We start from the raw sequence: 26287 nt of genomic DNA on the forward strand, positions 1-26287 counted from the left end.
GCGAGACGGCTCAGCGGCCGGCCGCGTAGCCCTGCGACCCACGGGGGTTCGCCGCGGCGAAGTACCCGCCCTCGGGGTGCGCGCCCACGGCCGACATGCGCCCGAGCGACCAGTCGCCCTCGCGCGTGACCACGTGGCCGCGGGCCTCGAGGTCGGCGATGACGTCGTCGCCGAGGCGATCCTCCACGGCGAGCCCGGCCGGGGTCCAGGTGCGCGGCTCGAACGAGCCGACGTGCGCGGTCGAGTGCGCACCGGGACCGTCGATCGCGGCCTGCGCGGGCCAGCCGCCGACGAGCCGGCGCAGCAGGTAGGTGAGCTGCCACTCGTCCTGCTGGTCGCCCCCCGGCGTGCCGAGCGCCTCCACCGCGCGGCTCTCGCGCAGCAGGAGCGTGGGGCTCAGCGTCGTGCGGGGACGCATCCCCGGTCGCAGCGCCGTCGGCGACGCCGGGTCGAGCCAGGCCATCTGCAACCGGGTGCCGAGTGCGAAGCCGATTTCCGGCACCGTCGGCGACGACTGCAGCCAGCCGCCCGACGGCGTGACCGACACGATGTTGCCCCAGCGGTCGATCACGTCGAGGTGGCAGGTGTCGCCGCGCGGGGCGCCCTTGGACCGCAGGTCGACCGTGGGTTCCCCGGTGCCCGGCGGCCTGCCCGCGAGCTCGCCCTCCGTGCTGAGCGGCGGCATCCACGGGGTGCGCCCTTGCGGGCTGCCCGGCCGGTAGTCGCGTGCGGCCCGCTCGCCGATGAGCGCTCGGCGCTCGGCGAGGTAGCCGGGATCGAACAGGCCCCGGATGTCGCACCCGTCGCCGAACCACGCGTCGCGGTCCGCCATCGCGAGGGCCTCGACCTCGGCGATCGTGTGCACCCCGAGCGCCGTCGACGGGTCGAGCCGCTCATCGGGCAGGCCGTCGAGCATCGCGAGCATGAGCAGCTGCACGGGGCCCTGCGACCACGGGCCGGCCTTCGCGACCGTCGTGCCGCGGAACTGGTACGTCATCGCGGTGCCGGCGACCTCGGGCAGGAACGCGCGCAGGTCGTCGGCGGTGAGCACGCCGCGGTGCTCCCGGCCGTCGACCGGATGCCACGTCGGCTCGCCCGCGAATGCCCCGATCGCGTCGGCCACCTCGCCGTGCCAGTAGCCGAGCCCGTCGGCGGCGAGGCCCTCGAGCACGCGCGCGTACTCGGGATTGCGGGCGATCGAGTCCGGGGCCGGCGGCGCGCCCTCGACCAGCCAGCGCCGCGCCGACGTGGGCCAGTGCTCGACGAAGACCTCGCGCATCCGGCCGATCGTGGCCGCCACCCGGCCGAGCACCGGATGGCCGTCGCGGGCGTACCCGAGCGCGAAGGCGAGCAGGTCGCCCAGCTCCCAGGTGCCGTGCCGCTCGTGCAGGGCCAGCCAGGCGGCCACCGCACCGGGCACGGCGGGCGCGAGCACGCCCGCCCCGGGGACGCCGCCGAGTCCCTCGGCGCGGTAGTGCTCGATCGTCGCGGCGGCGGGCGCGGGGCCCTGCCCCTCGAGCACGCGCGGGGTCGGGTCGCCGGCCGTCGCGTAGAGGCCGACCAGGTCACCGCCCGCGCCGTTCAGGTGCGGCTCGACGACGTGCAGCACGAACCCGGCCGCGATCGCCGCGTCGAACGCCGTGCCGCCGCGCTCCAGCACGGCCTGCGCGCTGGCCGTCGCGAGCCAGTGCGTCGTCGCGGCCATGCCGAACGTGCCGTGCAGCTCGGGCCGGGTGGTGAACGGGGAAGGCGGCGTGAACGTCATCCCTCGCCACGATACGGCGCGGCGGGCACCGGCATCGCGCGCCCCCGGCGCTGGAGAAGGGCCACCCCGGCGACGATCAGCGCCGCGCCCACGGCGCCGACCGGCAGCGGACCGAACCCGAGGCCGGCGGCATCCGGCGGCATGCCGAGCCAGTCGGCGAACGAGGCGCCGAGCGGCCGGGTGAGCACGTACGCCCACCAGAACGCGAGGGTGGCCGGAGCGCGCAGGAGGAAGGCGATCCCGGGCATCGCGAACAGAGCCACGAACAGCACGCCCGATCCGAGCCAGCCCAGCCCGAAGCTCGTCGCGGTGAGGTCGCCGAGCGCCGTGCCGAGCGCGAAGGTGACGAGCACGGTGACCCAGTAGAAGAGCTCGCGCCGGCCCGTCGTGATCGAGTGGATCGACACGGTACCCTCGGCGAGCCGCCACGCGATCAGCACGACCGCGAGCGCGATGGCGAACGCGCCCGTCGAGATCGGGTAGGGCACCCCGACGACGATGTGCGTCGCATCGGCCACCATCGTGCCGAACACCGCGACGAGGCTCACGAAGAGCCAGTACCGCCACGGCACGTACCGCCGGGCGGTGATCTGGATCGCGAAGCAGGCCGCGAAGACCACGCCCGCGATCAGCACCACCGGCACGGGGTCGAACGTCTTCACGAAGAAATCGGAGATCGCCTCCCCCGCCCCGGTGCTCAGGAGCTTGATGACCCAGAACAGGACGGTCGGCTGCGGCACGCGGACGGCGTCGTCGTTCGTTCGCGGCACTGACCCATGCTCCCGGGCGATCCGGGGAGTCCGCCCCGGCCGACCGGGGATCTGCGCGGCGCCGGCTGAAGAGGTTCTCAGTCGACCGGCGCGGGCACCGTGGCGATGAAGGAGCGGAACAGCGCGAGGCCCGCCTCGGTCAGCACCGACTCCGGGTGGAACTGCACGCCCTCGATCGGCAGCGACGTGTGCCGCAGCCCCATGACGGCGCCGTCGTTGGCGGCGCGGGCCGAGACCTCGAGCTCGCTCGGCAGCGACCCCTCCACGACGGCGAGCGAGTGATAGCGGGTGGCCGGGAACGACGCGACGCGACCGGTGAACACGCCGCGGGCGTCGTGCTCGATCGCGCTGGTCTTGCCGTGCATCGGGCGGGCCGCACGATCCACGATGCCGCCGAACGCGACGGCGATGGCCTGATGGCCGAGGCAGACGCCGAGCACGGGCTTCACCCCCGCGAGCGCCTGGACGAGCTCGACGTGGCCGGAGTCCTCCGGGGTTCCGGGCCCCGGCCCCAGCAGCACGAAGTCGTGCGCGCCGTCGCGCACCTGCTCGGGTGTCAGCTCGCCGCTGCGCACGACCTCCGTCTCGACGCCGGCGACCTCGAGGTACTGGTAGATGATGTGCGCGAAGCTGTCGAACGCGTCGACGAGCAGAGCCCTCACAGCAGGTCCCTCCCGGTCGTCGCGCGCGCCGGGGCGCCCATCTTGGCGAGGGTCTCGTTCCACTCCGACTGCGGCGACGAGTCGATCACGACACCCGCCGAGGCGCGCAGCGAGTACCCGTCGGGACCGGCGACGACCGTGCGGATGCTGAGGGCGAGATTGGCGAACCCGCCGACGCCGACGAGGCCGAAGACCCCCGCATAGAACCCGCGACGCGAGTTCTCGAGCTCCTCGATGATCTGGATCGCGCGGATCTTGGGCGCGCCCGTCATCGTGCCGGCGGGGAACGTCGCGCACACGACGTCCCAGACGTCGCGCCCGGACCGCAGCGTCGCCGACACCGTGCTCACGAGATGGAAGACGTGCGAGTAGGTCTCGACCGTCATCAGCTGGTCGACGGTCACCGATCCGGTCACCGCGACGCGGCCGAGATCGTTGCGGCACAGGTCGACGAGCATGACGTGCTCGGCGGCCTCCTTGTCGTCGGCGAGCAGCCACTCGCGGTTGCGCGCGTTCTGCTCCTCGTCGGCGCCGCGGCGCGCCGTGCCGGCGATCGGGCGCATGAGCAGCTCGTCACCGGAGACGCGCACGTGCAGCTCCGGACTGGCGCTCAGCACCGCGTATTCCCCGACCGGAATGAAGGCCATGTACGGCGAGGGGTTGTCGCGCCGCATCCGGGCGTAGACCGCCAGGTCGTCGCGCGCGCCGCGCACCCGGATCTCGTGACCGAGCTGCACCTGGTAGATGTCGCCGGCACGGATGTGCTCGAGCGCGACCTCGGCCATCTCGAGGTACTCGGCTTCACCGAGCGAGTCGGAGACGTCGGTGCCGGGCGCCGCGGGATCGGCGGGCAGCACGACCGGCGCAGCCGCCGCATCGCGCAGCGCGTCGGCGACCTCGTCGTAGCGCGAGCCCCAGAGCGGGGACTCGGTCGCGATGACCGTCGCCGTCGCGTGGACGAGGTCGAACGAGACGGTGCTCGCGTAGGCGGTGAGCACGACGTCGGGCAGATCGTCACTGCCCGGATGCTCGAACCGGAGGTTCTCGATCTCCGCGGCGACCTCGTAGCCGAGCACGACGCTGAAGCCGAAGTCGAAACGATCGGAGGCGGCGTCCTCGAGCGCGAAGGCGGCCTCGCAGGTGCGGGCGACATCCCACACCGTGACCCCGGCGCCGATCGGCAGCGCGTCGCCCTCCTCGCCGACCAGCCCGGCCGCGACGAGCCGCTCGCGCACGTGGGCGGAGATCGCGGCGTCGCCGTCGAGCTCCACGCGACGATCCCGCACCGAGATCTCGACGAGGCGCCCGACCTGGATGAGCGCGGCCCGGTTGTCGATGTCCGGCCCGCCGAGCGACTCGAACAGTGCGACCTCGCGCTCGCCGAAGCGCGAACGCAACGCGACGAAGGTGGCGAACGGATCGTCGACGGCGATCCGCTCCTCGCGCAGCCCCACCCGGACCGGCAGCGCGGTCGAGGTCCCGGACATGCCCGCCTCCCGTCGGCTCGCGCGTGGTCGCTGGTTCGTCTTCCAGCGTAGGGGGTCGGCGGCGCGCGGTTTCGCGCCCGGTCAGGCGGCCGAGAGCTCCTCCACGCGTTCGTCCTGCTCGATCGCTGCGAGCTCGTCGCGGGTCGGCGGCGCGAGGCGGTCCTGGAAGAGCACGTGCACGAGCGCCGCGCGCAGCCGGAGCGACGGATGCAGCCGGCCGCGCCGATCCGGACGCACCGGCACGTCGGGCGCCGGCTCGACCGCGAGGAGCCGGAAGCGCTCGTAGCGATCGACGCTGCGGTGCAGCTCGACGTAGCGGCCGCCCGGCATCCGCACGATCCGTCCCGTCTCGAAGCCGTGCAGCGCGACCTCGCGGTCGCGCTTCTGCAGGGCGATGCAGATCCGCTCCGCCAGCACGAAGCCGACCACCGGTCCCGCCAGGAGAAGCACCTGGAAGAGATGCACCACGGTCTCGAGACTCATGCCGAACCGCACGGCGACGATGTCGGCGCTCGCCGCGCCCCACAGGGCGCCGTAGAAGGCCATGCCGGCGACGCCGATCCCGGTGCGGACGGGCGTGCTGCGCGGCCGCTCCAGCAGGCGGTGCTCGCGGCGATCGCCCACCGCCCACAGCTCGAGGAACGGGTACACGGCGAGCAGCAGCAGGAACAGCCCGACCACCGCGAGCGGCACGAGCACGGCGAGACTGACGGTGTAGCCGCCGACCTCGAACTCCCACCCGGGCGGCACCAGCCGCAGGGCACCGTCGAGGAAGCCGGTGTACCAGTCCGGCTGGCTGCCGGCCGAGGCGTCGCTCGGCGACGACGGGCCGTAGACCCAGATCGGCGCGATCGTGAACGTGGCGCCGACCAGCACGAGCACGGCCGCGACCGCCGCGCCGAGAGCCGCCGCGCGAGCCGCCCCCGTCGGCAGGATCGGCACGCCCACCACGACGTCGTCGCTGCGGCCCGGGCCGGCGAACTGCGTCGGACCGTGCCGCCACGCCATCCGGGCCCGCACGACGACCAGCGCGAGCAGCGCCGCCGAGGCGACGAGGTGGATCGGGTAGAGGTGCTCGATGATCGTGCCCGGGAATCCGCCGCCGAACAGCACCGACGAGGCCCAGGCGCCGAGCACCGGGATCGCGACGACGATCCCCTGCACGATGCGCAGGCCGGTGCCGGCCAGCAGGTCGTCGGGCAGCCCGTACCCCGACCATCCGGCCGCAAGCGTCACGACGAAGACCAGGACGAGCACCAGCCATGCCCACTGCCGCGGACGGCGGAACCCGCCCGTGAAGAACGTCGCGAGCAGCTGGGCGGTGACGGCGACGGGCAGCAGCAGGGCCGACCAGTGATGCACTTGCCGCAGCAGCAGCCCGCCCGGCGTGCCGAGCGACAGGTCGAGCACCGAGCGGTACGCGGTGGACATCGTGGCGCCGTCGAGCGGGGCGTATGCCCCGTGATACGTCACGAGCTGCGAACTCGGCACGTAGAAGAACATGAGCACGATGCCGCTGATGAACACGGTCGCGAGACTCGCCCCGGTGACCACGCCGAACAGGCTGGACCAGTGCGTCGGCACGACCCGTTCCTTCAGTTCGCTCACGACGTCCGCGGCGCGGCGTCCCGCCCGGGTGCGGCCGATCGCGGTCTCGAGCCGCCCGGTGATCGAAATCCCTCTCACACCAAGGAAGACGACGCAGCCCGGCGGAATGTGACATCCGGCACCTGCTGATCCGCCGTGACCCATGGGCGCGGGCCCCGGCAGGCCCTAACGTTCGCCCATGAGCGATGAGATCTTCACCGTGACGGCGACGATCACCGTCCGGGTCGGCGACGCCCAGGCCGTGCACGACCTCGCCGCCGCCGCGGGTGTGCGCGAGGGCGACGAGCGGGCGGAGTTGGAGGGCGCCGTCGCGGCGGGCCTCGCCGAGCTGCCGGCGCTCGTCACCCAGTACGGGTTCGAGGTGCTCGGCAGCGAGGCGCACGTCACGCAGACGGCGGCGCCGGTGGCCGAGGTGCCCTAGGAGCCCAGCAGGAAGCGGAGCCCGAGCAGGGCGACGCCGATCGCGAGGAGCGCGAAGACCGAGGTCACGACGATCAGGATCACGTCGCCACCCGCACCGCGCGTGGTCCTCCTCATCTCGCCAGCACCGTGCTCGCGACCGCTGCGGCCGCCGCCAGGTACCCGATGGTGATGATCGCGACCTCGCGGCGCCGGCTCAGCGGTACGTCGCGCCGGGTGCGTTGCGGGTCGGTGCTCACCTCTGTCGCCCCTTGTTCATGACGGATCCTCCTTGGCTGTCCCCCGTCACGTCGACGTTATGTCGGCACGATGAGGCGGGCCTCATCCACCGGGGATGAGGGCCGCTTCGGGTGCGGCAGGGGGCCGGTACCGGCCCTCCCCGCCCCGTGATCCCGGCAAGCTGGACGTCGCCTGCGGGTTGGAGAGTCCCGGGCTCAGGAGATCCTGCGGCGGTAGACCACCATCGCGATCGCGTAGGCCGCCACCAGCACGCCGACCGTCCACGCCATGGCGACCCCGATGTCCGGACCCACCGGCGCGCCGGCGAACAGGGCCCGGATGGTGTTCACGATCGAGGTGACTGGCTGGTACTCGGCGAACACCCGCACCGGCCCCGGCATCGACGACGTCGGCACGAACGCCGAGCTGATGAACGGCAGGAAGATCAGCGGGTAGGAGAACGCGCTCGCGCCGTCGACCGACTTCGCCGTGAGACCCGGGATGACGGCGAGCCAGGTCAGCGCGAGCGTGAACAGCACGACGATGCCCAGCACGGCGAGCCACTCGAGCACGCCGGCGCCCGAGCGGAACCCCATCAGGAGCGCAACCCCGACCACCAGGACGAGCGAGACCAGGATCGACACGACCGAGGTGACGACGTGCGCCCAGAGCACCGAGGACCGCGCGATCGGCATCGACTGGAACCGTTCGAAGATGCCGCCCTGCAGGTCGAGGAACAGCCGGTAGGCCGTGTACGAGATCCCCGATGCGATCGTGATGAGCAGGATGCCCGGCAGCAGGTAGGTGACGTAGCTGCCCTGCCCGACGCCGGACCCGGTGTCGATCGCCCCGCCGAACACGTAGACGAACAGCAGCAGGAACGCGATCGGCATGATCGCCGTCGTGATGATGGTGTCCGGGCTGCGCAGGATGTGCGTGAGCGACCGGCCGGTGAGCGTCGCGGTGTCCCGCAGGAAGCGCGTGGTCATGTCTCCTGTCCTTCCTTCTCGTGCTTCTCCCCCGTGAGGGCGAAGAAGACCTCCTCGAGGGTGGGCTGCTTCTCGACGTACTCCTTCGTCGCCGCGGGCAGCAGGGCGCGCAGCTCGGCGAGGGTGCCGTTCACGATGGTCCGGCCGTGGTGCAGGATCGCGACCCGGTCGGCGAGCTGCTCGGCCTCGTCGAGGTACTGGGTGGTGAGCAGCACGGTCGTGCCGTGCTCGGCGAGCTTCTCGATCGTGGCCCAGACCTCGTTGCGCGCCTCGGGGTCGAGGCCCGTGGTCGGCTCGTCGAGGAAGATCACCGACGGGGCGCCGATGAGGCTCATCGCGATGTCGAGCCGGCGGCGCATGCCACCCGAGTAGGTCACCACCCTGCGCGAGGCCGCCTCGGTGAGCGCGAAGCGCTCGAGCAGCTCGTCGGCGATGCGGCCGGCTTCCGGCTGATGCCGCAGGCGCGCCACCAGCACGAGGTTCTCGCGCCCCGTCAGCTTGTCGTCGACGGCCGCGAACTGCCCGGTGAGGCTGATCGCGGCCCGCACCTGGTCGGGGTGGATCGCGACATCGTGACCGTCGACGACGGCGGAGCCCGCGTCGGCGCGCAGCAGGGTGGAGAGGATCCGGATCGCCGTCGTCTTGCCCGCGCCGTTCGAGCCGAGCAGAGCGAAGATGCTGCCCCGTTCGACCTCGAAGTCGACGCCGCGCAGAACGTGCAGGTCCTTGAACGACTTCTCGAGCCCGCGCACCTGGATGGCGGCGCTCATCCGTCCTGCTCCCCCGCGGCCTTGTCGATCGCCTCGTTCAGCTTCTGCTGGTGCTTGGCCAGCCAGCCGCCGTCGGAGTAGTTCGCGACGAATGCGTCGACGAACTCGACGGGATCGCTCCCGACGATGCTCCGGATGGGCGTGCCGTCCGCCGCCGCCCGCTCGAACAGGTCGGCGAGGTCGTTCACCATCGCGACGATCTGCGGTCCGCTCGTGATGCCGCCCGAGTACATGAGGTACTTCTCGATGCCCTCGACCGCGGTGCGGTAGCCGCCGGGCAGGGCCTTGACGCGCGCCTTGTACTCGCGCCACTTCTTCTTGTCGGACAAATCGCCGACGACGAGCTCGATGATGTTCCTGGTCATGGTCATTCCCCTTCGGTGATGGTGGTCGTGCGGAGCTGTTCGAGCCGCTCGGCGAGGAAGCTCCAGGTCCTCCAGAAGTCGCCGAGGTACGCGCGACCGGCGGCGTTGAGTGAGTACACCTTGCGCGGCGGGCCCTTCTCGGACGGCACCTTCTGCACGTCGACGAGGTCGCGCTGCTCGAGCCGCACGAGGAGCGCGTAGATCGTGCCCTCCGCGATGTCGGCGAACCCCTGCTCGCGCAGCCACGCCGTGATCTCGTACCCGTAGGCGGCACGACTGGCGAGGATGGCGAGCACGATCCCCTCGAGCGTGCCCTTGAGCATCTCGGTCTCCTGCTTGCCCATGGACCCTCTCTCTCCACTGCGGAACCTCGCTGCTACTCAGCAGCGCTGGTATTCAGCGACGCTGAGTACCAGTACATAGTAGCGCTGAATAGCGCGCCCGCAAGAGGGTCCGCGGCGCGGCGCTGCCCGAACCCTCATTCCTCCTGGGAGAGCACGGCCTCGGGCGCAGAATCCCCCATCGTGGAGCGATGCGGCGAGTGCGATACGCGGGTGGGACGTTCGTGACGGGAGATCGCGAGGCCGGGGCGCTGATGCGCTACGCGGCCGCACTGGCCAACGTCGACCGCGCGGCGGGCCTGCGGGTTCCGGGGCTCGACGACGAGGGCCGCGTCGACGACTACGAACTGCTGGTGGGACCGGCCAGCCAGCTCCTCGTCGAGCCGGCGGACCACCTCGGCGAGCTTCCCGACCCGACCGAGCTGCTCGCCGAGATCGAGCGGCGCATCGACGGACTGCAGTGGCGACCGCCGGCCGAGAGCGACCTGCTCGACCTCGACCTCGACCTCTGATATCGGGTCGGACGGCGCGAGGTCGGCCGACGCCGGATCAGCTGACCGGGGTCACCTTGGCGGCCGGCTTCGGATTGTGGGCATGGTCGGCGAGGTTCATCCCCGCGGTCGAGTTGGCGCGCTGGGTCATCTGCTCGAGCAGCTCGCGGTCGAGTTCGACCTGCCGCGACCCGTTGAACTCGAACGCCAGCTCGAGCGACTCGTTGATCCAGATCGAGCGACGCCCGCTCCCCTCGCGCACCGGCTCCAGCCAGGTGATCGGGAACGGCTCCCGGCGGCGCAGCTTGGCGAACACCACCGCCTGCACGTGGGCGAGGAGCCGATCCTCGATCTCGATGTGCATCCCGCGTGCCCCGTAGATAAGACGTCCCATGGCACTGAGCGTGCCCTGCCGAGCGGCGCGCATCAAGAGCACGCCGCGAATGCGCTCTCGTGCCCGGCTCGAATGCTGACGGGACCCGCCCCCTCCCCGTCAGCGCTCGACGACGCCGCCGCTGTGGATGGGGCGCACCTCGACCCCGCCGACGCCGCGGATCGCGGGATTGGTCGCGGCGATCTCCAGCGCCGCATCGAGGTCCGGCGCCTCGATCACGTACACGCCGACGACGATCGCCGGCGCATCGATGAAGGGACCCGGGGTGACGCCGCCCTCGCGGATGGAGACCGCGAGTTCGCGGGGCGTGAACGCGTACGCCGCGGTCATGGCGCCGGCGGCTTTGAGCTCGTCGGCGTGGCCGTTCGGCTCGGCGAGCTCGGCGGGGGTGGCATCCAGCGCGTGAGCCGAGTCATGGGCGTAGATGAGGACCGCAAAGAGCCGAAGGTCGTCTGCCATCGTCATGTCCCGAGCGTCGCACACGATGTGGACGCTGTCCACATTGTCTCAGTGGTCGGCGACGCCGGAGAGCACGCAGAGCGTCGGCGACGCCGCCACGAAGGACGACCGGATGCGCCAGTTCCGCTGCGCTCCCGCCTTCACCGGGACGGTGGTGGCCCCGACGCCGATCACCGTGGCGTTCTTCGACGTGAACAGAACCGTGATCCGGTAGTCGTGGCGCTCACCGGAGGTGTTGGCGATCCGTCCGGCCGCGGCCCACCCGCCCTCGACGGCCGCGCACGACCGCATCCGGACATCCGCGCGCAGTGCCGGGTCGTTCGGGATCGAGCTCGGCACCGCCGCGGATGTCGGCGTGGGGGATGGCGAGCGGGTGGCCGCGGGGCCGCCCGTGCAGCCGACCAGCGCGACCGCCAGGGCGATCGCGACCAGCCCGCTGCCGAGCAGCCTCATGCGGCGCACGCCGTCAGGCACTCCGCCGTCGACGGAGGATCAGCAGCACCAGGCCGAGACCCAGCAGACCGAGCCCCGACGCGATCCCGTACGCCGCGTCGGCGACCAGGCCGGTGGCGGCGAGGGCCGACGCGACCGGCGGGATGACCGGCGGGTCGACGATCACCTGGGTGGTCGAGGTCGCCGGGGCCACCGATCCGCCCGCCGTCACACCGGTCGCCGAGGCCGGGTTGTCGATCCGCGCCAGCTTCAGGTCGGCGGTCTGGACCGTGTAGCTCGCGGTGCAGTCCGTCGAGTCACCCGGTGCGAGCGCGGTCGTCGGGCAGGTCACGGTCGGTGCACCGCCCGTGCCGGTGAAGCCGGTCTCCTGCACGGTCAGCCCGGTGATCGACACGTTGCCGGTGTTCTCCACATGGAACGTGTAGTGCAGCACCTGTCCCGCGGCGGTCGCCTTCGGCGCATCGACGGTCTCCGTGAGCGTCAGCGCCGCGGTCTGCACGACGCTGACCGCTGCGCTCGACGTCGGCGGGGCGGTCAGCGTCGCGCCGCTCGGGTCGGTGCCATCCACGGTCGCGGTGTTGGTGATCGAGCCGGCGTCGAGATCCGCCTGGGTCACGAGGTAGCTCGCGGTGCAGTCCTCGGCGTCACCGGGCGCGAGCGTGATCGGGCCCGCCGGGCAGTCCACCGTGGGAGCCGTGCCGCTGCCGCTGAAGGCGGACTCCGTGACCGTGACGGCGCTCATCGTCACGTTGCCGTCGTTCACCACGTGGAAGGCGTAGCCCACGGAGTCGCCCACGGCTCCGACCGAGATGGGCGTGGCGGTCTTGGTGAGCGTCAGGCTGGGATTCTGCGTCACGGCCACCGTGAAGCTCGACGTGTCGCCCACCGCCCCGTTGGCGGGGTCGAGGGCACCGGCGGTCGCGGAGTTGTCGATCGAGCCCGCATCGAGGTCCGCCTGCGTCGGCGTGTAGGTGCCCGTACAGGTCTCGGAGGCACCCGCCGCGATGGTGGCGCTCGGGCAGGTCACCGCCGCACCCAGCATCGGGTCGGTGACCGTCACCCCGTGCAGGGCCTGATTGCCGTTGTTCTCGAGCAGGAACGAGTAGGTGATCGGCGTCGACGTGTCGCTGACGACCGTGGGTGTCGCGATCTTCTGCAGCGTGAAGTCGTGCACGGCCGCGGCGCTCACCGTGACCGCGTTCGAGGTGTTGCTGATGGTGCCGCCGCCCGCCGTGGTACCCGTGGCCGTGGCGACATCGATGAGGGATCCGTGGTCGAGGTCGGCCTGGGTCACGACGTAGGTCGCGACGAAGTGCGCGGTCTCGCCCGAGGGGATCGCGGCGGTCGTCGCGCCGGTGCACGACCCCTCACCCGAGACCGAGTCGCACGTGACGGTCGGGGGTGTGGCACCAGCGGGCGCGTCGGTGAACGCGTCGGCGACCGTCACGCTCGGCAGGTCCGCTCCGGCGTTGTTGGTCACGTCGAAGGTGTATTGCACCTGATCGCCCACCTGGGTGAACGTCGGCGTCGAGGTCGCCTTGACGATCTGCGGAACGTCGTTCGACACCGTCAGGCCGGTGCGCGGCGATTCGGCCGCGGCCATCAGGTCGTCCGTGGCGGTCGCGGGACCGGTGTCGCCCTTGTGCACGCTGGTTCCGACGGAGTTCCAGGCGATGGCCCCGTTGGTCGCGGCGGTCGTGGTGACCGAGTACGACACCGAGAAGCTCGTCGGGTACACGGTGGATCCGGGGACTCCGACGGTGCCGTCGTAGAAGAACCGGAGGGCGGTGACGTCCGACAGCTGGGCCGGGGGTGTCGCCGACCAGGTGTCCGTGCAACCGGGGTTCGACGCGTCGGGGAGCACCTCGGGGCGGCACGGGTTGGACGAGGTCGAGTACTGCACCGTCATGCCGGCGGGGATGGCGAGCGGTCCCGTGGTGATCACGCCCGCGAACACTACCGGGAACTGCGAACCGCGGGTCGTGGTCGTCGTCGCCTCGGTGTCATCGCTCGCGGTCGGCAGGATGTCGTACATCACCGGATCGTGCAGGTTGGCCTGGCCGTTGTTGCGGAAGGTGACCGTATAGGTCGCGCTGCCGTTGCTGGGGCTCACTTTCCCGATGCCACCGACCGGTGCGGCGTCCAGGTCGCCCTGCACCGTCTTGTTGACGGTATAGCCCGGGAGGATCGGGGCGATCGAGAGAGGCGCGTTGTACGCGCAGTAGTTGGCGGGCGCACTGAGGTTGCCCAGCGTCGTGTCGCCGGTCGGCGGCTGCATGGGCGCCCGCTGGTACAGCGCGCTCACGTAGTTGTCCCAGAGGCATTCCGTGAGGGGCGCCCCGTAGCCGATCGACAGGTTGTTCTGGTACGCGCCGGCGCAACCGAGCGGGAGGGCCACGCTGAACGTGTTGGCGGACGGCCGGATCGAGTACTTCCCCGGGGTCGTGACGACACCGGCCGGGATCGTCCACTCCAGCAGGGTGCGACCGCTGCCGTTGTAGTCGGCCGTGGCCGCCGGCACGATGCTCGGCGACGTGAACGAATGCCCACCGGGACCGTTGAATGTGAAGGTCGTCGTCGTCCCGGTGATGTCGGCCGCGGTGACGCCCGAGGGCGCCAGGTAGTCGAAGTACACCGGTGCAGACTGCGCCTGGGCGAACTCCATCTGATTGGACAGGGTGCCGTTCGTGGTGCTGTTGAACGAGACGTTCTCGCTGCAGGTCGTGCCGGCCTGCTGCGCGGTGAGGCTGGGGTAGGCGACCGTGCCGCTCGTGGGCACCCCGCCGACGGTCTGCGCCGGGTCCGCCACGAGGATGTTGGCGCTGTGAATCTGCGCCGTCTTCACCTGATTCGTGGTGCCGGAGAAGTAGGCGGACGTCGTGGCGGTGTTGGTCAGGACGTGACCGGGGGTGATCGATGCCGGCACGAAGCCCGCCATCGTGAAGCTCATGGTCGCCGCGGAGTTCGTGCCCTCCTGCGGGAAGGCCGGGAAGTCGACCTCCGAGACCGCCAGGGGCGATGCCGGCATCGTCCAGCCCGTCCCCGCCACGTAGCCGACCGTGGTGGTCGTGCCGTTCGAGTAGCGCAGGGTGATCGTCGCCCCGGCGGCCGGCGTGAACCCGCTCGCCGTGATCACCTTCGGGGCGAAGGCCGGTGTGGCGCAGGTCGCTCCGGGGGCCTTGCTCACGTAATAGGCGTTCGAGGCGCCGCTGGCCGTGTCGGCGCACGGCAGCGGGTCCTGGATCGCGTAGCTGAGACCTGCGTTGCTGACGGCCGGCCTGGACGAGAATGCGATGGTGAACGTCGTGTCACCGCCCGTGGCGTCCCAGTCGCCCGGGAACGTGTACCGCGACTGGGCGGAGCCGTCGAGCGCGAGATACTGCGGGCCGCCGTTGAAATAGGTGCCGGCTGCTGTGCCCTTGTTGCCGGTGAAGTCGATGTCGACCACGGTGGCGCACGGAGTGACCGACGGCACCGCCCCGCTGACCGCGAAGCCGTCGACGTAGGTGAAGTCGGCGGTGATGCCGCTGTTGCAGATCTGCGGGCCGCCGACGGCATCCGGTGTCCCGTTGGTCGACGCGGTGCCGCTGACGGTGAACATGATGCGGTTGTTGGCGGGGTTGTCGCAGTCCGATCCGTCGCCGGTGTAGGTGATGGTGCCGCCGGAGGACCCCACGGCGGGCGTCGTGATCGTGCCCTGGAGGTTCGTGGCGAGCGGCGAGGTGGTCAGGCCGCTGAAGGTGAAGTTGGCGGGCAGGTGATCGGAGATGTTCAGGTTCGGCGACAGGCCGAGGTCGCCGCTGCCGGTGCCGCAGTTGAAGACGAACGCGAATGTCATCGGGGCGCCGGAGAAGACGTTGGCGACAGGGTTGCCGTTCACGCTCGCCCCCAGCGAGTCGTTGTGGCCCGAGCTCGCGCTCGCCAGCGTGAGGACCGCCGGCGTCGCGGCGGGCGTCGACCCGCCGGCGGTGTTGATCGTCGGCGTGATCGTCGCCACCGCGCCGTTGCGTGTCGTCTTGTTCGGGGCGCGCAGGCTGAAGGTGCAGCTGGCGCTGCCGTTGCCCAGGGTCGGGAAGGCGAACGTCATGAGCCCGCCGGTGTTGCTCGCGAGCGAGCACGTGCGCGGCGTCGTGAGCCAGGTGCCGAAGTCGGTGGTCGTCCCGTCGTTCGTGACGGTGCCGGTCGGGATCGTGACCGTCGTGGCGGCGTCGCACGTCGTGCTGCAGGTGGCCGCGAGCGTGTAGGTCACGAGCGTGTTGCTCGGCGTGGTCTTCGACGTCGGGGTGATCGTCACCGAGTCGCCCGCGGCGTACGCGGGCCCCGACAGGACGACGCCCGACACGGCGAGTCCCAGTACGGCCGCGGTGGCGACCACGATCCGGGCGATGCGCAAGCGCAGGTTCATGGCGAGTCCCCCTGGCGACGACGCCCCCCTGGACGCACGTGCCGGAGTCAGGCTTTCAGGGGGCCGGATGCGAGCCGGGGGCGGCATCCGGATTTCACCCCCGGTTTCATCACCCCTCGTTCGGGGGGCGTCGGCCCGGGTCGTCGTGCCGCGGCGCGGGGCCCTCGAGCAGCCCCTGCAGATACGCCGCCCGGAGCGCCTCGTCACGCTGCGATGCCCCGAGCTTGCGATAGAGGCTGCGCACCTGCGACTTCACGGTGTTGGTCGACACGCTCAGCGCCCGCGCGATGTCGGCCTGGCTCGCGTTCGTGCTCAACTTCTCCAGCACCTCCGTCTCGCGCCTGGTCAGGGCCACGCGCGTGCCCGTCGCCCGGAACGGCGCCGGCAGGTCACGGAGCCGGGCGAGCGTCGCGGCGTCCGCACCGACCCGCTCGGCGATCACGAGGAGCGCCGCGCGGTGCTCCTCGGGGATCAGCACGAACGGGCTCACGACGTCGTGCACCGCGACCAGCGCGACGAACCGGCGCATCGCCGTCTCCGTCACGCCGTCATCGCCGGCGACCTGCGCGGCGCACGCCACGAGCAGGTCGGCGGCCGCCTGCAGCCGGGAACCGGGCAGGTCGCGGATGCGGCCCAGGCGCTCGACCACGAGGTCCGGGCGCTGCTCGAGCAGCAGCACGCTCGCCTCCAGCACACCGGCGACCGGATCGTTGCGCTCGAACGCGCGCAGGGCGCCGCGCGCCGCGCCGTACTCGCCGAGCGCCGAGTGCAGCAGCATGCGACCGGCGGCCAGCGCCCGGCGATCCTCCTGCGACGTCCGGTCCCGAGGGCGGTCGACCGCCTCCCGCTCGTCCAGCAGCTGCAGACCGATCTGGGGCCGCCCGCGCCACAGCCACGCGAGCGCGCCGAGCACGGTGAAGAGCATGCCGTGCTCGATGTTGTCGTGATCGCGCAGCAGCCCGACGGCGCGCTCGGCGGCGTCGGGGTCGTTGCGCTCCAGCGCCAGGATTCCGCGCGCGAGGTGGCTGAGCGATCCCACGTAGCCGTCGCGCAGCGTGTCCGGGTAGTCGCTCGCATCGATCCGGGCGAGCGTCTTGTCGGCATCGCGGCATTCGCCGAGGATCGCCTGAACGGCCCCGACCACCGACGCGGCCCCCAGCGCCTCGGGCCGGCCCGAACTCAACGCGAAGGCGGAGGACCCGGCACGCTCGGCCGCGACGCGGGCCGCGGAGAGCGCCCCACCGCGGAAGAGGCTGAGCGCGCCCTGCAGCCGGTAGCCGTCGATCTGGTCGGCGATCTCCTCGAGGTCGGCGGGCGGCGCCTCATCGAGCAGCGTGCTCATCCGTCGCGCGGCCACGACGGAGTCCGCAGCGCGCCCGGTGATGCGCAGCACCACGCTCTCGATGAGGGCGAGCCCGGCCCGCTCGGCGACCCGCTGACGGCCGCGCGACGCCCGGCTCGCTCCGAGAGCGAGCGTCATGAGCTCGAGCGCCTTCCATCGCTCGCCTCGCGCGTTCGCGGTGAGCGCGAGCACGATGGCGATGAACGGCAGCCGGGCGACGTAGCGCAGCGGAACCCGCTGCAGGATCGCGCCGGCTCCCGTCGCACGCAGCAGGGTGAGCCCCCCGTGCAGGCAGATGTCGGAGGCACGGGCGTAGTCCTCGGCGTCGACGGCGTGCCGCAGCGCCGGAAGATACCGCCCCTGTGCCTCCGCGGCCGCACTCGCCACGAGGCTCAGGCGTCGATACCGCTCCGGATACCGGCGACGCAGGTCGTCGCGCAGCTCGTCGCGCACGAGAGGGTGCAGCCGGTACCTCGGACCCTCCGGGTCCTGGCGGCCCACGAGCAGGCCGCCCGATTCGAGGGCGGCGAGCATCGCCGACGCCTCCTGCGCATCGGCGCCGCTGAGCTGCTCGGCGAGGGCCGCGTCGACGTCGTCGGGGATCGCCACCGACGAGGCGAACGCCGCGAGTTCCGGCGCCTGCCGATCCAGCGTCGCGGTGAGCAGGTCACGGACGACGGCGCTCGCCGACCTCTGCGCGCCCGACGCCAGGATCGCGCGCAGGAGCAGGGCGTTGCCGCCGGATGCCTCCAGAAGCTCGGTCGCCCGTTCGGCACCGCCACCGGCCAGCTGCTCGATGTCCCCCGCCGAGAAGGTCAGGTCGTCGGGCGCGATCACCGCGATATCGAGGGTGAGGGCCCGGCTCGGTGCTTCGAGCGCGCTCTGCGTCCGGGTGCCGACGGCCACCACGACCTCCGGGCACGCGTGCAGGATCTCGAGGAGGTCTTCGAGCACGAGCGGGCCGCGCAGCTCGTGGGCGTCGTCGACGACGAGGGCGAACCGACCCGCATGGTCGCGGAAGGCCCGTACGAGGGCCGACCGGATCGCCCCGGGGTCGGCTCGCGCGGCGGGCGGTGGCGGCATCCGGAGCTCCAGTCCCGCGTGCGCGCCGGCCTCGGCGACCGCACTCCAGAACGCGAGCCGGTCGCTTCGGTCGGGCTCCACCGTGACCCAGACTCCGGGCGCGGTGCCGGCCGCCCACTGGGAGAGAAGCACCGTCTTGCCGCTGCCGCCGGGGCCGCGGACCACCGTCAGCGGCGTGCGGCCGACCCCATCGCGCAGCGCCGGACGCGTCAGCATGCCGTCGGGGATTCGCGGCACACCGAACAGGGCTCGCTCGCTCATCTCCACCTCGCGGTGGTCACAGGGACGGACGGGTCGCCTTTCTCCCCAGCACGACGACTCCCCACCGACTTTATAGCTGGCGTCCAGGAACGGGCGTGCCGCACCTCGGCGCGCCGAGCGCACCTGGCAGGCTCGACCGGTGAGCGCCGAGACCTTCCCGGACCGCTCGCGCCGGGTCCGGGTGCTCGGCGGCCAGATCGCGGTCGACGTCGCGCTGTTCGCGACGTTCGCCGCCGCGGTCTCGGTGCTCCTGCCGGCGCGGATCGCGGAGCTCGACCCGCACGGCAAGGTCGGGTATCTCGCGGCGATCCTCTCGATCTCGTTCGTGGTCTCCGCGGTCGCTCTGCCGATCGTGGGGGCGTTGAGCGACCGCACGCGCACCCGGTTCGGACGCCGGCTGCCGTGGGCGGCTGCGGGCGCGCTGGTCGGGGGTCTCGCGATCGGGCTGGTCGGCGGGGCGCCGTCGGTGATCCTGATCGGGATCCTGTGGGTGATCGCGCAGTCGGCTCTGCACGGGGTTCAGGTGGCCGTCGACGCCTATCTGGTCGATGTGTTCCCGGAGGACCGCCGCGGACGCGCGGCGGGGATCGCGGGCATCGCGGTCGTCGTGGGCGCGGGCGTCGGCGCCGTCTTCTCGGGGTCGCTGGCCGGCTCCCCCTCGGTCGTGTCGTGGACGCTCGCGGCGCTGGTGGCGGTCTCCGTCATCGCGTTCGCATCGCTCGTCCACGACCGGGCGACCCCGGTCCTGCGACGACCCCGCCGGCCTCCGGGTGCGCGAGCGCGCGCGGTCGTCGCCGCCGTCTCGGCCCACCCGGACTTCGTGAAACTCCTGCTGTGGCGGGTCGCGTTCTCGATCGCCTACGGCGCGGTCTTCGGCTACCTGCTGTACCTCATCACCGACCTCGTCGGGGTGCCGACGGGCGACGCGGGCCGGCTGATCGGGCTGGCGACGGTGCTCGGCGGCGCCGCCGCCCTGGTCGGCGTGCTGCTCGGCGGCTGGCTGAGCGACCGGCTGCGCCGGCGACGGCTCTTCCTGCTGATCGGCAGCGCGGCGCTGCTGCTCGGCGATCTGCTCCTGCTCGCCTCCCCCTCCGTGCCGTCGGTTCTCGCCACGGCGGCCGTCTTCGGCGTCGGGCTGGGCCTCTCGATCTCCTGCGGCCGGGCCCTCGGCTCGCAGGTGCTGCCGAACCAGGTCGAGGGTGCCGCCACCGGGCTCGGCGTCATCACCGTCGCGACGAGCATCGGGCAGGCCGTGGCGCCGGCCGTCGGGGCGCTCGCGATCGGCTGGGGCGGGTATCCGGCGCTGCTGGTCACGAGCCTCGTGTTCGCGACGGCGGCGGTCGTGCCGGTGGTCCTCATCCGGTCGGTGCGCTGAACGTCCGGCCCGAACGCGGCAAACTGCGACTCGCCTAGAGCCGCGCCAGCAGCGCCACCGGCTTCTCGATCGCGTCGACGACCGCCCGGAGGAATCCCGCGGCGTACCCGCCGTCGCACACGCGGTGGTCGAAGACGAGGGAGAGCTGCAGGATGCGGCGCGGCACGATCGCGCCGTCGACCACCCACGGGCGCTCGAGCGCGCGTCCGACGCCGAGCAGCGCGACCTCCGGGTGGTTGATGATCGCGGCAGAGCCGTCGACGCCGAGCGAGCCGTAGTTGTTCAGGGTGAACGTCGACCCGGTCAGCTCGTGCGGGGAGGCCGTGCCCTCGCGGGCGGTCGCGCTCACGCGGCGCACCTCGGCATCCAGCCCCGCGACGTCGAGCCGGTGGGCGTCGCGCACGACCGGCACCAGCAGCCCGCGCGGCGTGTTCACGGCGACCCCGAGGTGGACGCCGTCGAACTCGATCAGCTCGGTGCCGTCGTCGCTCAGCCGGCCGGCGAGTGCCGGCCGCTCGTCGAGCGCCAGGATCGCGAAGCGGGCGAGGAAGGCGGTGAGCGACGGCGCCGGGACCGCGGGGGTGGACATCGCGCGGCGGACGTCCCACAGCTCGGTCGCATCGGCATCGACCCACACCGTGGCCTCGGGGATCTCGGCGCGGCTGCGCGTCATCCGGGCGGCGACCGTGCGGCGCAGCATCCCCAGCGGCTCGCGGCGGCGCACGCGGAGGCCGGATGCCGCGTCGACCTCGCCCGTCGGCGGCAGGACGGAGGCGGCGCGCAGCACGTCGCCGCGGGTGACCGCTCCGTCGACGCCGCTGGCCGGGATGCTGCGCAGATCGACACCGCTCTCGCGTGCGATCCGGCGCACGATCGGGGAGCGCACGGCGACCGGACCGGGCGCGACGACCGTGTCGGCGGGGGCGGACGTCGTGGCGGCGGCACGCGGCCGGCGCCGGCGACCGGCGGACCGGTGCCCGCTCGTTCCGTAGCCGACGAGAACGTTGCCGGAGGCCCCGCCCGCGTGCTCCTCGGCGCGATAGGCGGCGTGGGCATCCGGCGCCTCGGCGGACCGCGCCTCGGCCGGCTCAGACGCGACCGGCTCGCGCGCCACCGGCTCGGACCGCACCGGCTCGGGGTCGACCGCGGCAGTCTCCACGATCAGCAGCGGCGCCCCGACCGGGAGAACGTCGCCCTCCGCGCCCCGGATCTCCGCCACCGTGCCCGCGAACGGCGAGGGCACCTCGACCACGCTCTTCGCGGTCTCCACCTCGACGACCGGCTGATCGATCCGGATCTCGTCGCCCGGCGCGACGAGCCAGCGCACGATCGCCGCCTCGGTGAGGCCCTCGCCGAGGTCGGGCAGCGTGAACGCGCGGCTCACCGGTCGTCCCAGTTGAGCGAGTCGACGGCGTCGAGGATCCGGTCGACGTCGGGCAGGTAGTAGCGCTCGAGCTTCGGCGGCGCGAACGGCACGTCGAATCCGGTCACCCGCCGCACCGGCGCCTCGAGGTACTCGAAGCAGCGCTCGCCGATCCGCGCCGCGAGCTCCGCCGCGACGCTCACCGAGCCGGGCGCCTCGGCGATCACGACCGCGCGCCCGGTCGAGCGGACCGCGGCCTCGATCGTCGCGTCGTCGAGCGGCGCGAGCGACCGGATGTCGACCACCTGCAGGCTGCGTCCCTCCGCGGCGGCGACCTCCGCGGCCTCCAACGCGGTCAGCACCGACGCGCCGTAGGCCACGAGCGTCGCGTCGGTCCCCTCCCGGGCGACCACGGCCCGCCCGAGCCCGACGCGCCGCACGGAGTCGACGGGGCCCTTCGCCCAGTACAGCTTCTTGTGCTCGAGGAACACGACCGGATCGGGCGACTCGATCGCGGCGCGCAGCATCGAGTACGCGTCCTGCGGGGTCGAGGGCGCGATCACCGTCAGGCCGGGGGTGTGCGCGTAGTACGCCTCGGACGAGTCGCAGTGGTGCTCGACCCCGCCGATCCCGCCGCCGTACGGGATGCGGATCACCATCGACATGCGCAGGGCGCCGCGCGTGCGGTTGCCCATCTTGGCGACGTGGCTCACGACCTGCTCGAAGGCGGGGTAGGCGAAGGCGTCGAACTGCAGCTCGACGACCGGCCGCATCCCGTTCATCGCCATGCCGACCGCGGCGCCGACGATGCCCGACTCGGCCAGTGGCGTGTCGAACACCCGCGCCTCGCCGAACCGGGCCGCCAGCCCGTCGGTCACGCGGAACACGCCGCCCAGCACGCCGACGTCCTCGCCGAAGACGACGACCGAGGGGTCGGCCGCGAGGGCGTCGGCGAGGGCGTGGTTGACGGCGCCGGCCAGGGTGAGGGACTCGACCGTCGCCGCGGTCGTCGCGGGCGCCTCGTGGGTGAGCGTCATCGGGCCTCCTCGTGCTCGGCGTGCTCGGACTCGGCATGCTCGGACTCGGCGTCGCGGGCGAGCTCGTCCGCGAGCATCGCCCACTGCTCCTCGAGCCGCGGCGTGCGTTCGGCGTACACGTGCCGGAACAGGTCCTCCGGGTCGGGCACGTGCTCGGCCTGCAACGCGTCGCGCAGCTCGGCCGCGACCGCCTCGGCCTCCGCCGTGATCTCGTCCTCCGCCGCCGCGCTCAGGGCGTCGCAGACGCGCAGGTAGGACCGCAGCCGGATGAGCGGATCGCGGGCCACCCACTCCTGCACCTCGGCGCGATCGCGGTAGCGGGTGTCGTCGTCCGCGTTGGTGTGCGCCTGGATGCGGTAGGTGTGGGCCTCGACGAGGGTCGGGCCGCCTCCCGCGCGCGCCCGGTCGACGGCGGCGTGCATGACGGCCAGGAGCGCCGCGGCGTCGTTGCCGTCGACGCGCACGCCCGGCATCCCGTAGCCGATGGCCTTGTGCGCGAGGGATGCCGCCGCCGTCTGCCGCGACAGCGGCACCGAGATCGCGAAGCCGTTGTTCTGCACGAGGAAGACCACCGCGAGCCCGAACACCGCGGCGAGGTTCAGCGCCTCGTGGAAGTCGCCCTCGCTGGTCGCGCCGTCGCCGCACATGGCGACGACCACGGTGTCCTCGCCGCGCAGCTTCGCCGCGTGCGCGAAACCCGCCGCGTGCAGCAGCTGGGTGGCGAGCGGGGTCGCCTGCGGGGCGACGCCGTGCTCCCGCGGGTCGTACCCGCTGTGCCAGTCGCCCTGCAGCAGCACCATCGCCTCGGCGGGCGGAACGCCGCGCCCGATCACGGCGACCGCGTCGCGGTAGGTGGGGAACAGCCAATCCCGCTCCGCCAGCGGGAGGGCCGCGGCGACCTCGCACGCCTCCTGGCCGTGCGAGGAGGGGTACACGGCGAGCCGGCCCTGCCGCACGAGCGCGGAGCACTGCTCGTTGATCCGCCGCGCGACCACGAGCGCCCGGTAGGCGGCCTGCAGCTCGCTCAGCGGCGGCATCGGGTACCGCGTCTCGTCCAGCGCGCGGCCGTCCTGGTCGAGGAAGCGCACGGGCGTCTCGCCCGGCAGCAGCTCGGAGTCCTCGTGGGCCACGGTGCCCCCTTCCGGCATCTTCGCCTGGACGGTCTGTATACAAATCCTCGGCCGAGGTGACGCCGTGTGCCAGGGATTCCGATGGATCGTGGATTTCCGTCCACGTCGGCGCCCCGTTGGGTACGATCTGTCCAGCGGCGCAAGACGGGACGTGCGATGCAGCTCGACGAGACCGACCGGCAGATCATGGCCGAGCTGCGCCGCGACGGCCGCGCGGCGATGAGCGTCGTCGCCCAGGCCGTGCACATCTCGCGCGCGAACGCCTACGCGCGCGTCAACCGGATGATCGAGGCGGGGGTCATCACCGGCTTCGGCGTGCGCATCGACCCCGTGCGCGCCGGGCAGCACTCCTCGGCCTACGTCGAGCTGTCGATCCGGCAGGAGTCGTGGCAGCAGGTGCGCGAGCAGCTGCTGCGGATCGACGCCGTCGCCCACATCGCGCTCATCGGCGGCGAGTTCGACGTGATCCTGCTCGTGCGGGCGCGCGACAACCGCGAGCTGCGCCGGGTCGTGCTCGAGGAGCTGCAGGCCATCCCCGAGGTGCGCACGACCCGCACCTCGCTCATCTTCGAAGACCTCGAGCCGCTCGACGAGGCGGCGGTCAGCGCCCGGTGAAGTCCGGCGTCCGCTTCTGCTGGAACGCCGCGAACCCCTCGCGGTAATCGGCGGTCGCGCACAGCTCGGCCTGCGCCGCGTTCTCCTCGGTCATGCTCGCCCAGAGCCCGAGCCGCTCGTCGCGCAGCCGGGCGACGAGCCGCTTGCTGGCCAGGAACGCGCGGGTGGCCCCGGATGCCGCGCGCCGGGCCGCCGCGAACGTCGCCTGCTCGAGGTCGGCATCCGGCACGACCTGGCTGAACAGGCCCGCCCGCACCGCCTCGTCGCCCGTCATGAGCCGCCCGCTGTAGACCAGGTCGAGCGTCTTGTGCGCGCCGAGCCGCTCGACGAACAGCGCATGCCCGCCCGAGTCGAGGGTCGCGCCGAGGTTCGCGAACGGCGAGCCGATCCGGGCCGACTCGGCGACGTAGACCACGTCGGTCGCGATGAGCAGCCCGAGCCCGACGCCGAGCGCCGCGCCCTGCGCCGCGGCGAACGTCGGCGCGGGGAACGCGCTCATCCGCTGCAGCAGCGGCTGCACGAGCCCGCCGAGGTACCCGAGCACGTCGTCGTCGGCCGGATCGACGCCCTGGATGTCGCGGCCGGCGCAGAACGCGCGCCCCTCCCCGCGCAGCACGAGCGCACGCACGCCCGCCGCCTCGGCCCCCCGGTATGCGTCGTCGAGATCGGCGATCGCGCCCTCGTCGAGGGCGTTGAGCTTCTCGGGGCGGTCGAGGGTGATGATGGCGACGCCGTCGTCGAGGTCGAGGTGCGGCATGGTCGTGCCCTTCAGGCGTCGTAGTCGACGACGATCGCCGGCGAGGTCGGATGCGACTGGCAGGTGAGCACGTAGCCCGCCTCCAGCTCGTCGGGTTCGAGCGCGAAGTTCTCCGCCATCCGCACCGACCCCTCGCGCAGCCGCGCGCGGCAGGTGCCGCAGACGCCGCCCGTGCAGGCGAACGGCACGTCGGCGCGCACCCGCAGCGCCGCGTTGAGCACGCTCTCGACCGCGGGCTGCGGCATGACGACGGTGGAGGTGCGGCCGTCGAGGGTGAACCGCACCGTCGCCGCGTCGACGCCGACGGCCGGGTCCGGCGCACGTCCGGCGACGGCCGGCATCGGATGCTCGGGCCGCCCCGTCGTGAACAGCTCGAAACGGATGGCCTCCCGCGCCACGCCGGCCCCGGTCAGACGCGCGCGGCACAGCTCCACGAGGTCCAGCGGCCCGCACAGGAACCACTCGTCGACATCCGCGGGGCGCACGAGCGCGGCCAGGATGCCGTCGAGCCGCTCCGCGTCGATGCGGCCGGAGAGCAGCCGTGACGTGCGCTCCTCGCGGGTGAGCACGTGGTGCAGGGCCAACCGCTGCCGGTACCGGTCCTTGAGGTCCGCGAGCTCCTCGAGGAACATCACCTCGAGCGAGGTGCGATTCGTGTAGACGAGGCTGAACCGCGCACGCTCGGTGCCGCCCAGCACGGCGCGCACGAGCGCCATCACCGGGGTCACGCCGGAGCCGGCCGCGATCGCGGCGAAGTGCCGGCCCTCCGCCGCCGCGAGGTCGGTCGTGAAGGTGCCCTGCGGGCTCATGACGTCGAGCGTCATGCCGGGCGCGAGCTGCTCGAGCGCCCAGGTCGAGAACCGGCCGCCGACGTCGCGCTTGATCGCGATGCGCAGCTCGCCGGGCTCCGGCGGCTGGCAGATGGAGTAGCTGCGGCGCAGTTCGAGCCCGTCCGGGCTCGCGAGCCGGGTGCGCAGCGCGACGTACTGCCCCGGGGCGTAGTCGTAGTCGCCGTGCAGCCCGGGCGGCACCGCGAACGCCACCTCGATGCTGTCCGGGGTGAGCGGGCGCACCTCGCGCACCGCGAGCGGGTGGAACCGTGCGCGGCGCCGGGTCGCGAGGTTCTGCGCGGCCACGCTCAGAGCACCCTGAAGTAGTCGAACGGCTCGAGGCACGAGCGGCACTCGTAGAGCGCCTTGCACGAGGTCGAGCCGAACCGCGAGACCTCGACGGTGTCGGCGGAGCCGCACCGCGGGCAGCGGGTGGCGAGGGTCAGCCGCACGGGACCGCCCGCGTGCCCGGCGCGACCGGAGGGCGGCGCGATGCCGAACTCGGCGAGCTTGCGGCGGCCGGCCTCGCTCATCCAGTCGGTGGTCCAGGCCGGGTGCAGGACCGTGCGCACCTCGACGCGCCCAGCGCCGAACGCATGATGGAATGCACGGCCCAGGTCGTCGCGGATCGCGTCCATCGCCGGGCACCCCGAGTAGGTCGGCGTGATCGTGACCCGTGCGACGCCGTCGGCGACCTCGACCGCGCGCAGGATGCCGAGGTCCTCGATCGTGAGCACCGGGATCTCGGGGTCGACGACCGTCGCGGCCAGGCGCCAGGCCGCCTCCCGGTCGAGCGTCGCGGTCACGGCGCTCACCAGGTCGCTCCCGGATGCGCACGGGCGAGCACCTGCAGCTCGGCCAGCAGCAGGCCGAGGTGCTCGGTGTGGATGCCGTGC

The 26287-nt window shown here is 72.6% G+C and carries 26 protein-coding genes; 4 read left to right on the forward strand and 22 right to left on the reverse strand.

From position 1 onward, the window contains the following. Positions 1-10 precede the first annotated feature (10 nt). From ABD285_RS01380 to qcrB, 5 genes are all read right to left on the reverse strand, one after another. A complete protein-coding gene (locus ABD285_RS01380) occupies positions 11-1765 on the reverse strand; it encodes a gamma-glutamyltransferase family protein (protein ID WP_344199646.1) in 1755 nt (584 codons plus the stop codon). After that, positions 1762-2535 carry a COG4705 family protein gene (locus ABD285_RS01385; protein WP_284253474.1) on the reverse strand — a complete coding sequence of 258 codons (774 nt, stop codon included), beginning with the start codon at positions 2533-2535 and terminating at the stop codon, positions 1762-1764. Before ABD285_RS01385 ends, ABD285_RS01380 begins: the two co-directional genes overlap by 4 nt. Before the next feature lie 77 nt (positions 2536-2612). Further along, a complete protein-coding gene (locus tag ABD285_RS01390) occupies positions 2613-3197 on the reverse strand; it encodes an anthranilate synthase component II (protein WP_284253475.1) in 585 nt (194 codons plus the stop codon). Continuing rightward, positions 3194-4684, reverse strand: coding sequence for an anthranilate synthase component I family protein (locus ABD285_RS01395; RefSeq protein WP_284253476.1), 1491 nt, complete (start codon positions 4682-4684; stop codon positions 3194-3196). Before ABD285_RS01395 ends, ABD285_RS01390 begins: the two co-directional genes overlap by 4 nt. An 81-nt stretch (positions 4685-4765) precedes the next feature. Continuing rightward, a complete protein-coding gene (gene qcrB / locus ABD285_RS01400) occupies positions 4766-6370 on the reverse strand; it encodes a cytochrome bc1 complex cytochrome b subunit (protein WP_284253477.1) in 1605 nt (534 codons plus the stop codon). Positions 6371-6470: 100 nt separating this feature from the next. On the opposite strand from qcrB, the gene ABD285_RS01405 reads away from it, so the two are divergent. Continuing rightward, positions 6471-6713 carry a hypothetical protein gene (locus tag ABD285_RS01405; protein WP_284253478.1) on the forward strand — a complete coding sequence of 81 codons (243 nt, stop codon included), beginning with the start codon at positions 6471-6473 and terminating at the stop codon, positions 6711-6713. Positions 6714-6825: 112 nt separating this feature from the next. Here ABD285_RS01405 and ABD285_RS01410 read toward each other — a convergent pair whose 3' ends face one another. The 5 genes from ABD285_RS01410 to ABD285_RS01430 all read right to left on the reverse strand — a co-directional run bounded on the left by ABD285_RS01410 (position 6826) and on the right by ABD285_RS01430 (position 9399). Beyond that, the gene (locus ABD285_RS01410) at positions 6826-6951 is read right to left on the reverse strand and encodes a hypothetical protein (RefSeq protein ID WP_284253479.1); all 126 of its coding nucleotides are present in this window, start codon (positions 6949-6951) and stop codon (positions 6826-6828) included. Between the two features lie 195 nt (positions 6952-7146). Continuing rightward, positions 7147-7920, reverse strand: a complete 774-nt coding sequence (locus tag ABD285_RS01415; protein WP_284253480.1) for an ABC transporter permease — start codon at positions 7918-7920, stop codon at positions 7147-7149. Beyond that, entirely contained in the window at positions 7917-8690 is a 774-nt protein-coding gene (locus ABD285_RS01420) for an ABC transporter ATP-binding protein (RefSeq protein WP_284253481.1), read from the reverse strand. The genes ABD285_RS01415 and ABD285_RS01420 overlap by 4 nt, the downstream gene beginning before the upstream one ends. Beyond that, a complete protein-coding gene (locus ABD285_RS01425) occupies positions 8687-9055 on the reverse strand; it encodes a DUF1048 domain-containing protein (protein WP_284253482.1) in 369 nt (122 codons plus the stop codon). The genes ABD285_RS01420 and ABD285_RS01425 overlap by 4 nt, the downstream gene beginning before the upstream one ends. Before the next feature lie 2 nt (positions 9056-9057). Continuing rightward, positions 9058-9399, reverse strand: coding sequence for a PadR family transcriptional regulator (locus ABD285_RS01430; protein WP_284253483.1), 342 nt, complete (start codon positions 9397-9399; stop codon positions 9058-9060). Between the two features lie 188 nt (positions 9400-9587). On the opposite strand from ABD285_RS01430, the gene ABD285_RS01435 reads away from it, so the two are divergent. Next, complete coding sequence (locus tag ABD285_RS01435) at positions 9588-9908, forward strand: hypothetical protein (protein ID WP_284253484.1); 321 nt, start codon at positions 9588-9590, stop codon at positions 9906-9908. 37 nt (positions 9909-9945) lie between these two features. Here ABD285_RS01435 and ABD285_RS01440 read toward each other — a convergent pair whose 3' ends face one another. The 5 genes from ABD285_RS01440 to ABD285_RS01460 all read right to left on the reverse strand — a co-directional run bounded on the left by ABD285_RS01440 (position 9946) and on the right by ABD285_RS01460 (position 18284). After that, positions 9946-10281 carry a DUF7882 family protein gene (locus ABD285_RS01440; protein WP_284253486.1) on the reverse strand — a complete coding sequence of 112 codons (336 nt, stop codon included), beginning with the start codon at positions 10279-10281 and terminating at the stop codon, positions 9946-9948. Between the two features lie 99 nt (positions 10282-10380). Beyond that, entirely contained in the window at positions 10381-10746 is a 366-nt protein-coding gene (locus ABD285_RS01445; RefSeq protein ID WP_284253487.1) for a YciI family protein, read from the reverse strand. Between the two features lie 42 nt (positions 10747-10788). Beyond that, complete coding sequence (locus ABD285_RS01450) at positions 10789-11193, reverse strand: hypothetical protein (protein ID WP_284253488.1); 405 nt, start codon at positions 11191-11193, stop codon at positions 10789-10791. Positions 11194-11206: 13 nt separating this feature from the next. Next, positions 11207-15598 carry a beta strand repeat-containing protein gene (locus ABD285_RS01455; RefSeq protein WP_344199661.1) on the reverse strand — a complete coding sequence of 1464 codons (4392 nt, stop codon included), beginning with the start codon at positions 15596-15598 and terminating at the stop codon, positions 11207-11209. Positions 15599-15707: 109 nt separating this feature from the next. Continuing rightward, the gene (locus ABD285_RS01460; protein ID WP_344199664.1) at positions 15708-18284 is read right to left on the reverse strand and encodes a winged helix-turn-helix domain-containing protein; all 2577 of its coding nucleotides are present in this window, start codon (positions 18282-18284) and stop codon (positions 15708-15710) included. A gap of 139 nt (positions 18285-18423) precedes the next feature. Here ABD285_RS01460 and ABD285_RS01465 point away from each other — a divergent pair, with 139 nt between their 5' ends. After that, entirely contained in the window at positions 18424-19659 is a 1236-nt protein-coding gene (locus ABD285_RS01465) for an MFS transporter (RefSeq protein ID WP_344199667.1), read from the forward strand. Positions 19660-19693: 34 nt separating this feature from the next. On the opposite strand, the gene ABD285_RS01470 is transcribed toward ABD285_RS01465, so the two are convergent. From ABD285_RS01470 to pdhA, 3 genes are read right to left on the reverse strand one after another with little or no spacing between them, the layout of a single operon-like run. Then, positions 19694-21043, reverse strand: coding sequence for a dihydrolipoamide acetyltransferase family protein (locus ABD285_RS01470; RefSeq protein ID WP_344199670.1), 1350 nt, complete (start codon positions 21041-21043; stop codon positions 19694-19696). Further along, positions 21040-22059, reverse strand: a complete 1020-nt coding sequence (locus tag ABD285_RS01475; protein ID WP_284253495.1) for an alpha-ketoacid dehydrogenase subunit beta — start codon at positions 22057-22059, stop codon at positions 21040-21042. The genes ABD285_RS01470 and ABD285_RS01475 overlap by 4 nt, the downstream gene beginning before the upstream one ends. Further along, complete coding sequence (pdhA, locus tag ABD285_RS01480) at positions 22056-23207, reverse strand: pyruvate dehydrogenase (acetyl-transferring) E1 component subunit alpha (protein ID WP_284253496.1); 1152 nt, start codon at positions 23205-23207, stop codon at positions 22056-22058. The genes ABD285_RS01475 and pdhA overlap by 4 nt, the downstream gene beginning before the upstream one ends. Before the next feature lie 138 nt (positions 23208-23345). Here pdhA and ABD285_RS01485 point away from each other — a divergent pair, with 138 nt between their 5' ends. After that, positions 23346-23804: an Lrp/AsnC family transcriptional regulator gene (locus ABD285_RS01485; RefSeq protein WP_284253498.1), complete on the forward strand. Its 459-nt coding sequence runs from the start codon at positions 23346-23348 to the stop codon at positions 23802-23804. Here ABD285_RS01485 and ABD285_RS01490 read toward each other — a convergent pair. From ABD285_RS01490 to ABD285_RS01505, 4 genes are all read right to left on the reverse strand, one after another. Continuing rightward, positions 23791-24561, reverse strand: a complete 771-nt coding sequence (locus ABD285_RS01490; RefSeq protein WP_344199677.1) for an enoyl-CoA hydratase/isomerase family protein — start codon at positions 24559-24561, stop codon at positions 23791-23793. The genes ABD285_RS01485 and ABD285_RS01490 overlap by 14 nt on opposite strands. 11 nt (positions 24562-24572) lie before the next feature. After that, complete coding sequence (gene paaE / locus ABD285_RS01495; RefSeq protein WP_284253499.1) at positions 24573-25697, reverse strand: 1,2-phenylacetyl-CoA epoxidase subunit PaaE; 1125 nt, start codon at positions 25695-25697, stop codon at positions 24573-24575. Between the two features lie 2 nt (positions 25698-25699). Next, a complete protein-coding gene (gene paaD, locus ABD285_RS01500; protein ID WP_284255629.1) occupies positions 25700-26197 on the reverse strand; it encodes a 1,2-phenylacetyl-CoA epoxidase subunit PaaD in 498 nt (165 codons plus the stop codon). Between the two features lie 5 nt (positions 26198-26202). Next, the coding region (locus tag ABD285_RS01505; RefSeq protein ID WP_344201247.1) for a hypothetical protein at positions 26203-26287 on the reverse strand (85 nt) is incomplete at its 5' end.

It is taken from the genome of Pseudolysinimonas kribbensis (genome assembly GCF_039531715.1).
Lineage (GTDB): Bacteria > Actinomycetota > Actinomycetes > Actinomycetales > Microbacteriaceae > Pseudolysinimonas > Pseudolysinimonas kribbensis.

Bases quoted from the DNA above. Each gene is read 5' to 3' on its own strand.
- ABD285_RS01380 (WP_344199646.1), bottom strand. From the start codon at position 1,765: ATGACGTTCACGCCGCCTTCCCCGTTCACCACCCGGCCCGAGCTGCAC.
- pdhA (WP_284253496.1), bottom strand. From the start codon at position 23,207: ATGCCGGAAGGGGGCACCGTGGCCCACGAGGACTCCGAGCTGCTGCCG.
- ABD285_RS01440 (WP_284253486.1), bottom strand. From the start codon at position 10,281: ATGGGACGTCTTATCTACGGGGCACGCGGGATGCACATCGAGATCGAG.
- ABD285_RS01430 (WP_284253483.1), bottom strand. From the start codon at position 9,399: ATGGGCAAGCAGGAGACCGAGATGCTCAAGGGCACGCTCGAGGGGATC.
- ABD285_RS01455 (WP_344199661.1), bottom strand. From the start codon at position 15,598: ATGAACCTGCGCTTGCGCATCGCCCGGATCGTGGTCGCCACCGCGGCC.
- ABD285_RS01460 (WP_344199664.1), bottom strand. From the start codon at position 18,284: ATGAGCGAGCGAGCCCTGTTCGGTGTGCCGCGAATCCCCGACGGCATG.
- ABD285_RS01405 (WP_284253478.1), top strand. From the start codon at position 6,471: ATGAGCGATGAGATCTTCACCGTGACGGCGACGATCACCGTCCGGGTC.
- ABD285_RS01435 (WP_284253484.1), top strand. From the start codon at position 9,588: ATGCGGCGAGTGCGATACGCGGGTGGGACGTTCGTGACGGGAGATCGC.
- ABD285_RS01395 (WP_284253476.1), bottom strand. From the start codon at position 4,684: ATGTCCGGGACCTCGACCGCGCTGCCGGTCCGGGTGGGGCTGCGCGAG.
- ABD285_RS01450 (WP_284253488.1), bottom strand. From the start codon at position 11,193: ATGAGGCTGCTCGGCAGCGGGCTGGTCGCGATCGCCCTGGCGGTCGCG.
- ABD285_RS01445 (WP_284253487.1), bottom strand. From the start codon at position 10,746: ATGACGATGGCAGACGACCTTCGGCTCTTTGCGGTCCTCATCTACGCC.
- ABD285_RS01475 (WP_284253495.1), bottom strand. From the start codon at position 22,059: ATGACGCTCACCCACGAGGCGCCCGCGACGACCGCGGCGACGGTCGAG.
- ABD285_RS01490 (WP_344199677.1), bottom strand. From the start codon at position 24,561: ATGCCGCACCTCGACCTCGACGACGGCGTCGCCATCATCACCCTCGAC.
- ABD285_RS01415 (WP_284253480.1), bottom strand. From the start codon at position 7,920: ATGACCACGCGCTTCCTGCGGGACACCGCGACGCTCACCGGCCGGTCG.
- ABD285_RS01425 (WP_284253482.1), bottom strand. From the start codon at position 9,055: ATGACCAGGAACATCATCGAGCTCGTCGTCGGCGATTTGTCCGACAAG.
- ABD285_RS01485 (WP_284253498.1), top strand. From the start codon at position 23,346: ATGCAGCTCGACGAGACCGACCGGCAGATCATGGCCGAGCTGCGCCGC.
- ABD285_RS01420 (WP_284253481.1), bottom strand. From the start codon at position 8,690: ATGAGCGCCGCCATCCAGGTGCGCGGGCTCGAGAAGTCGTTCAAGGAC.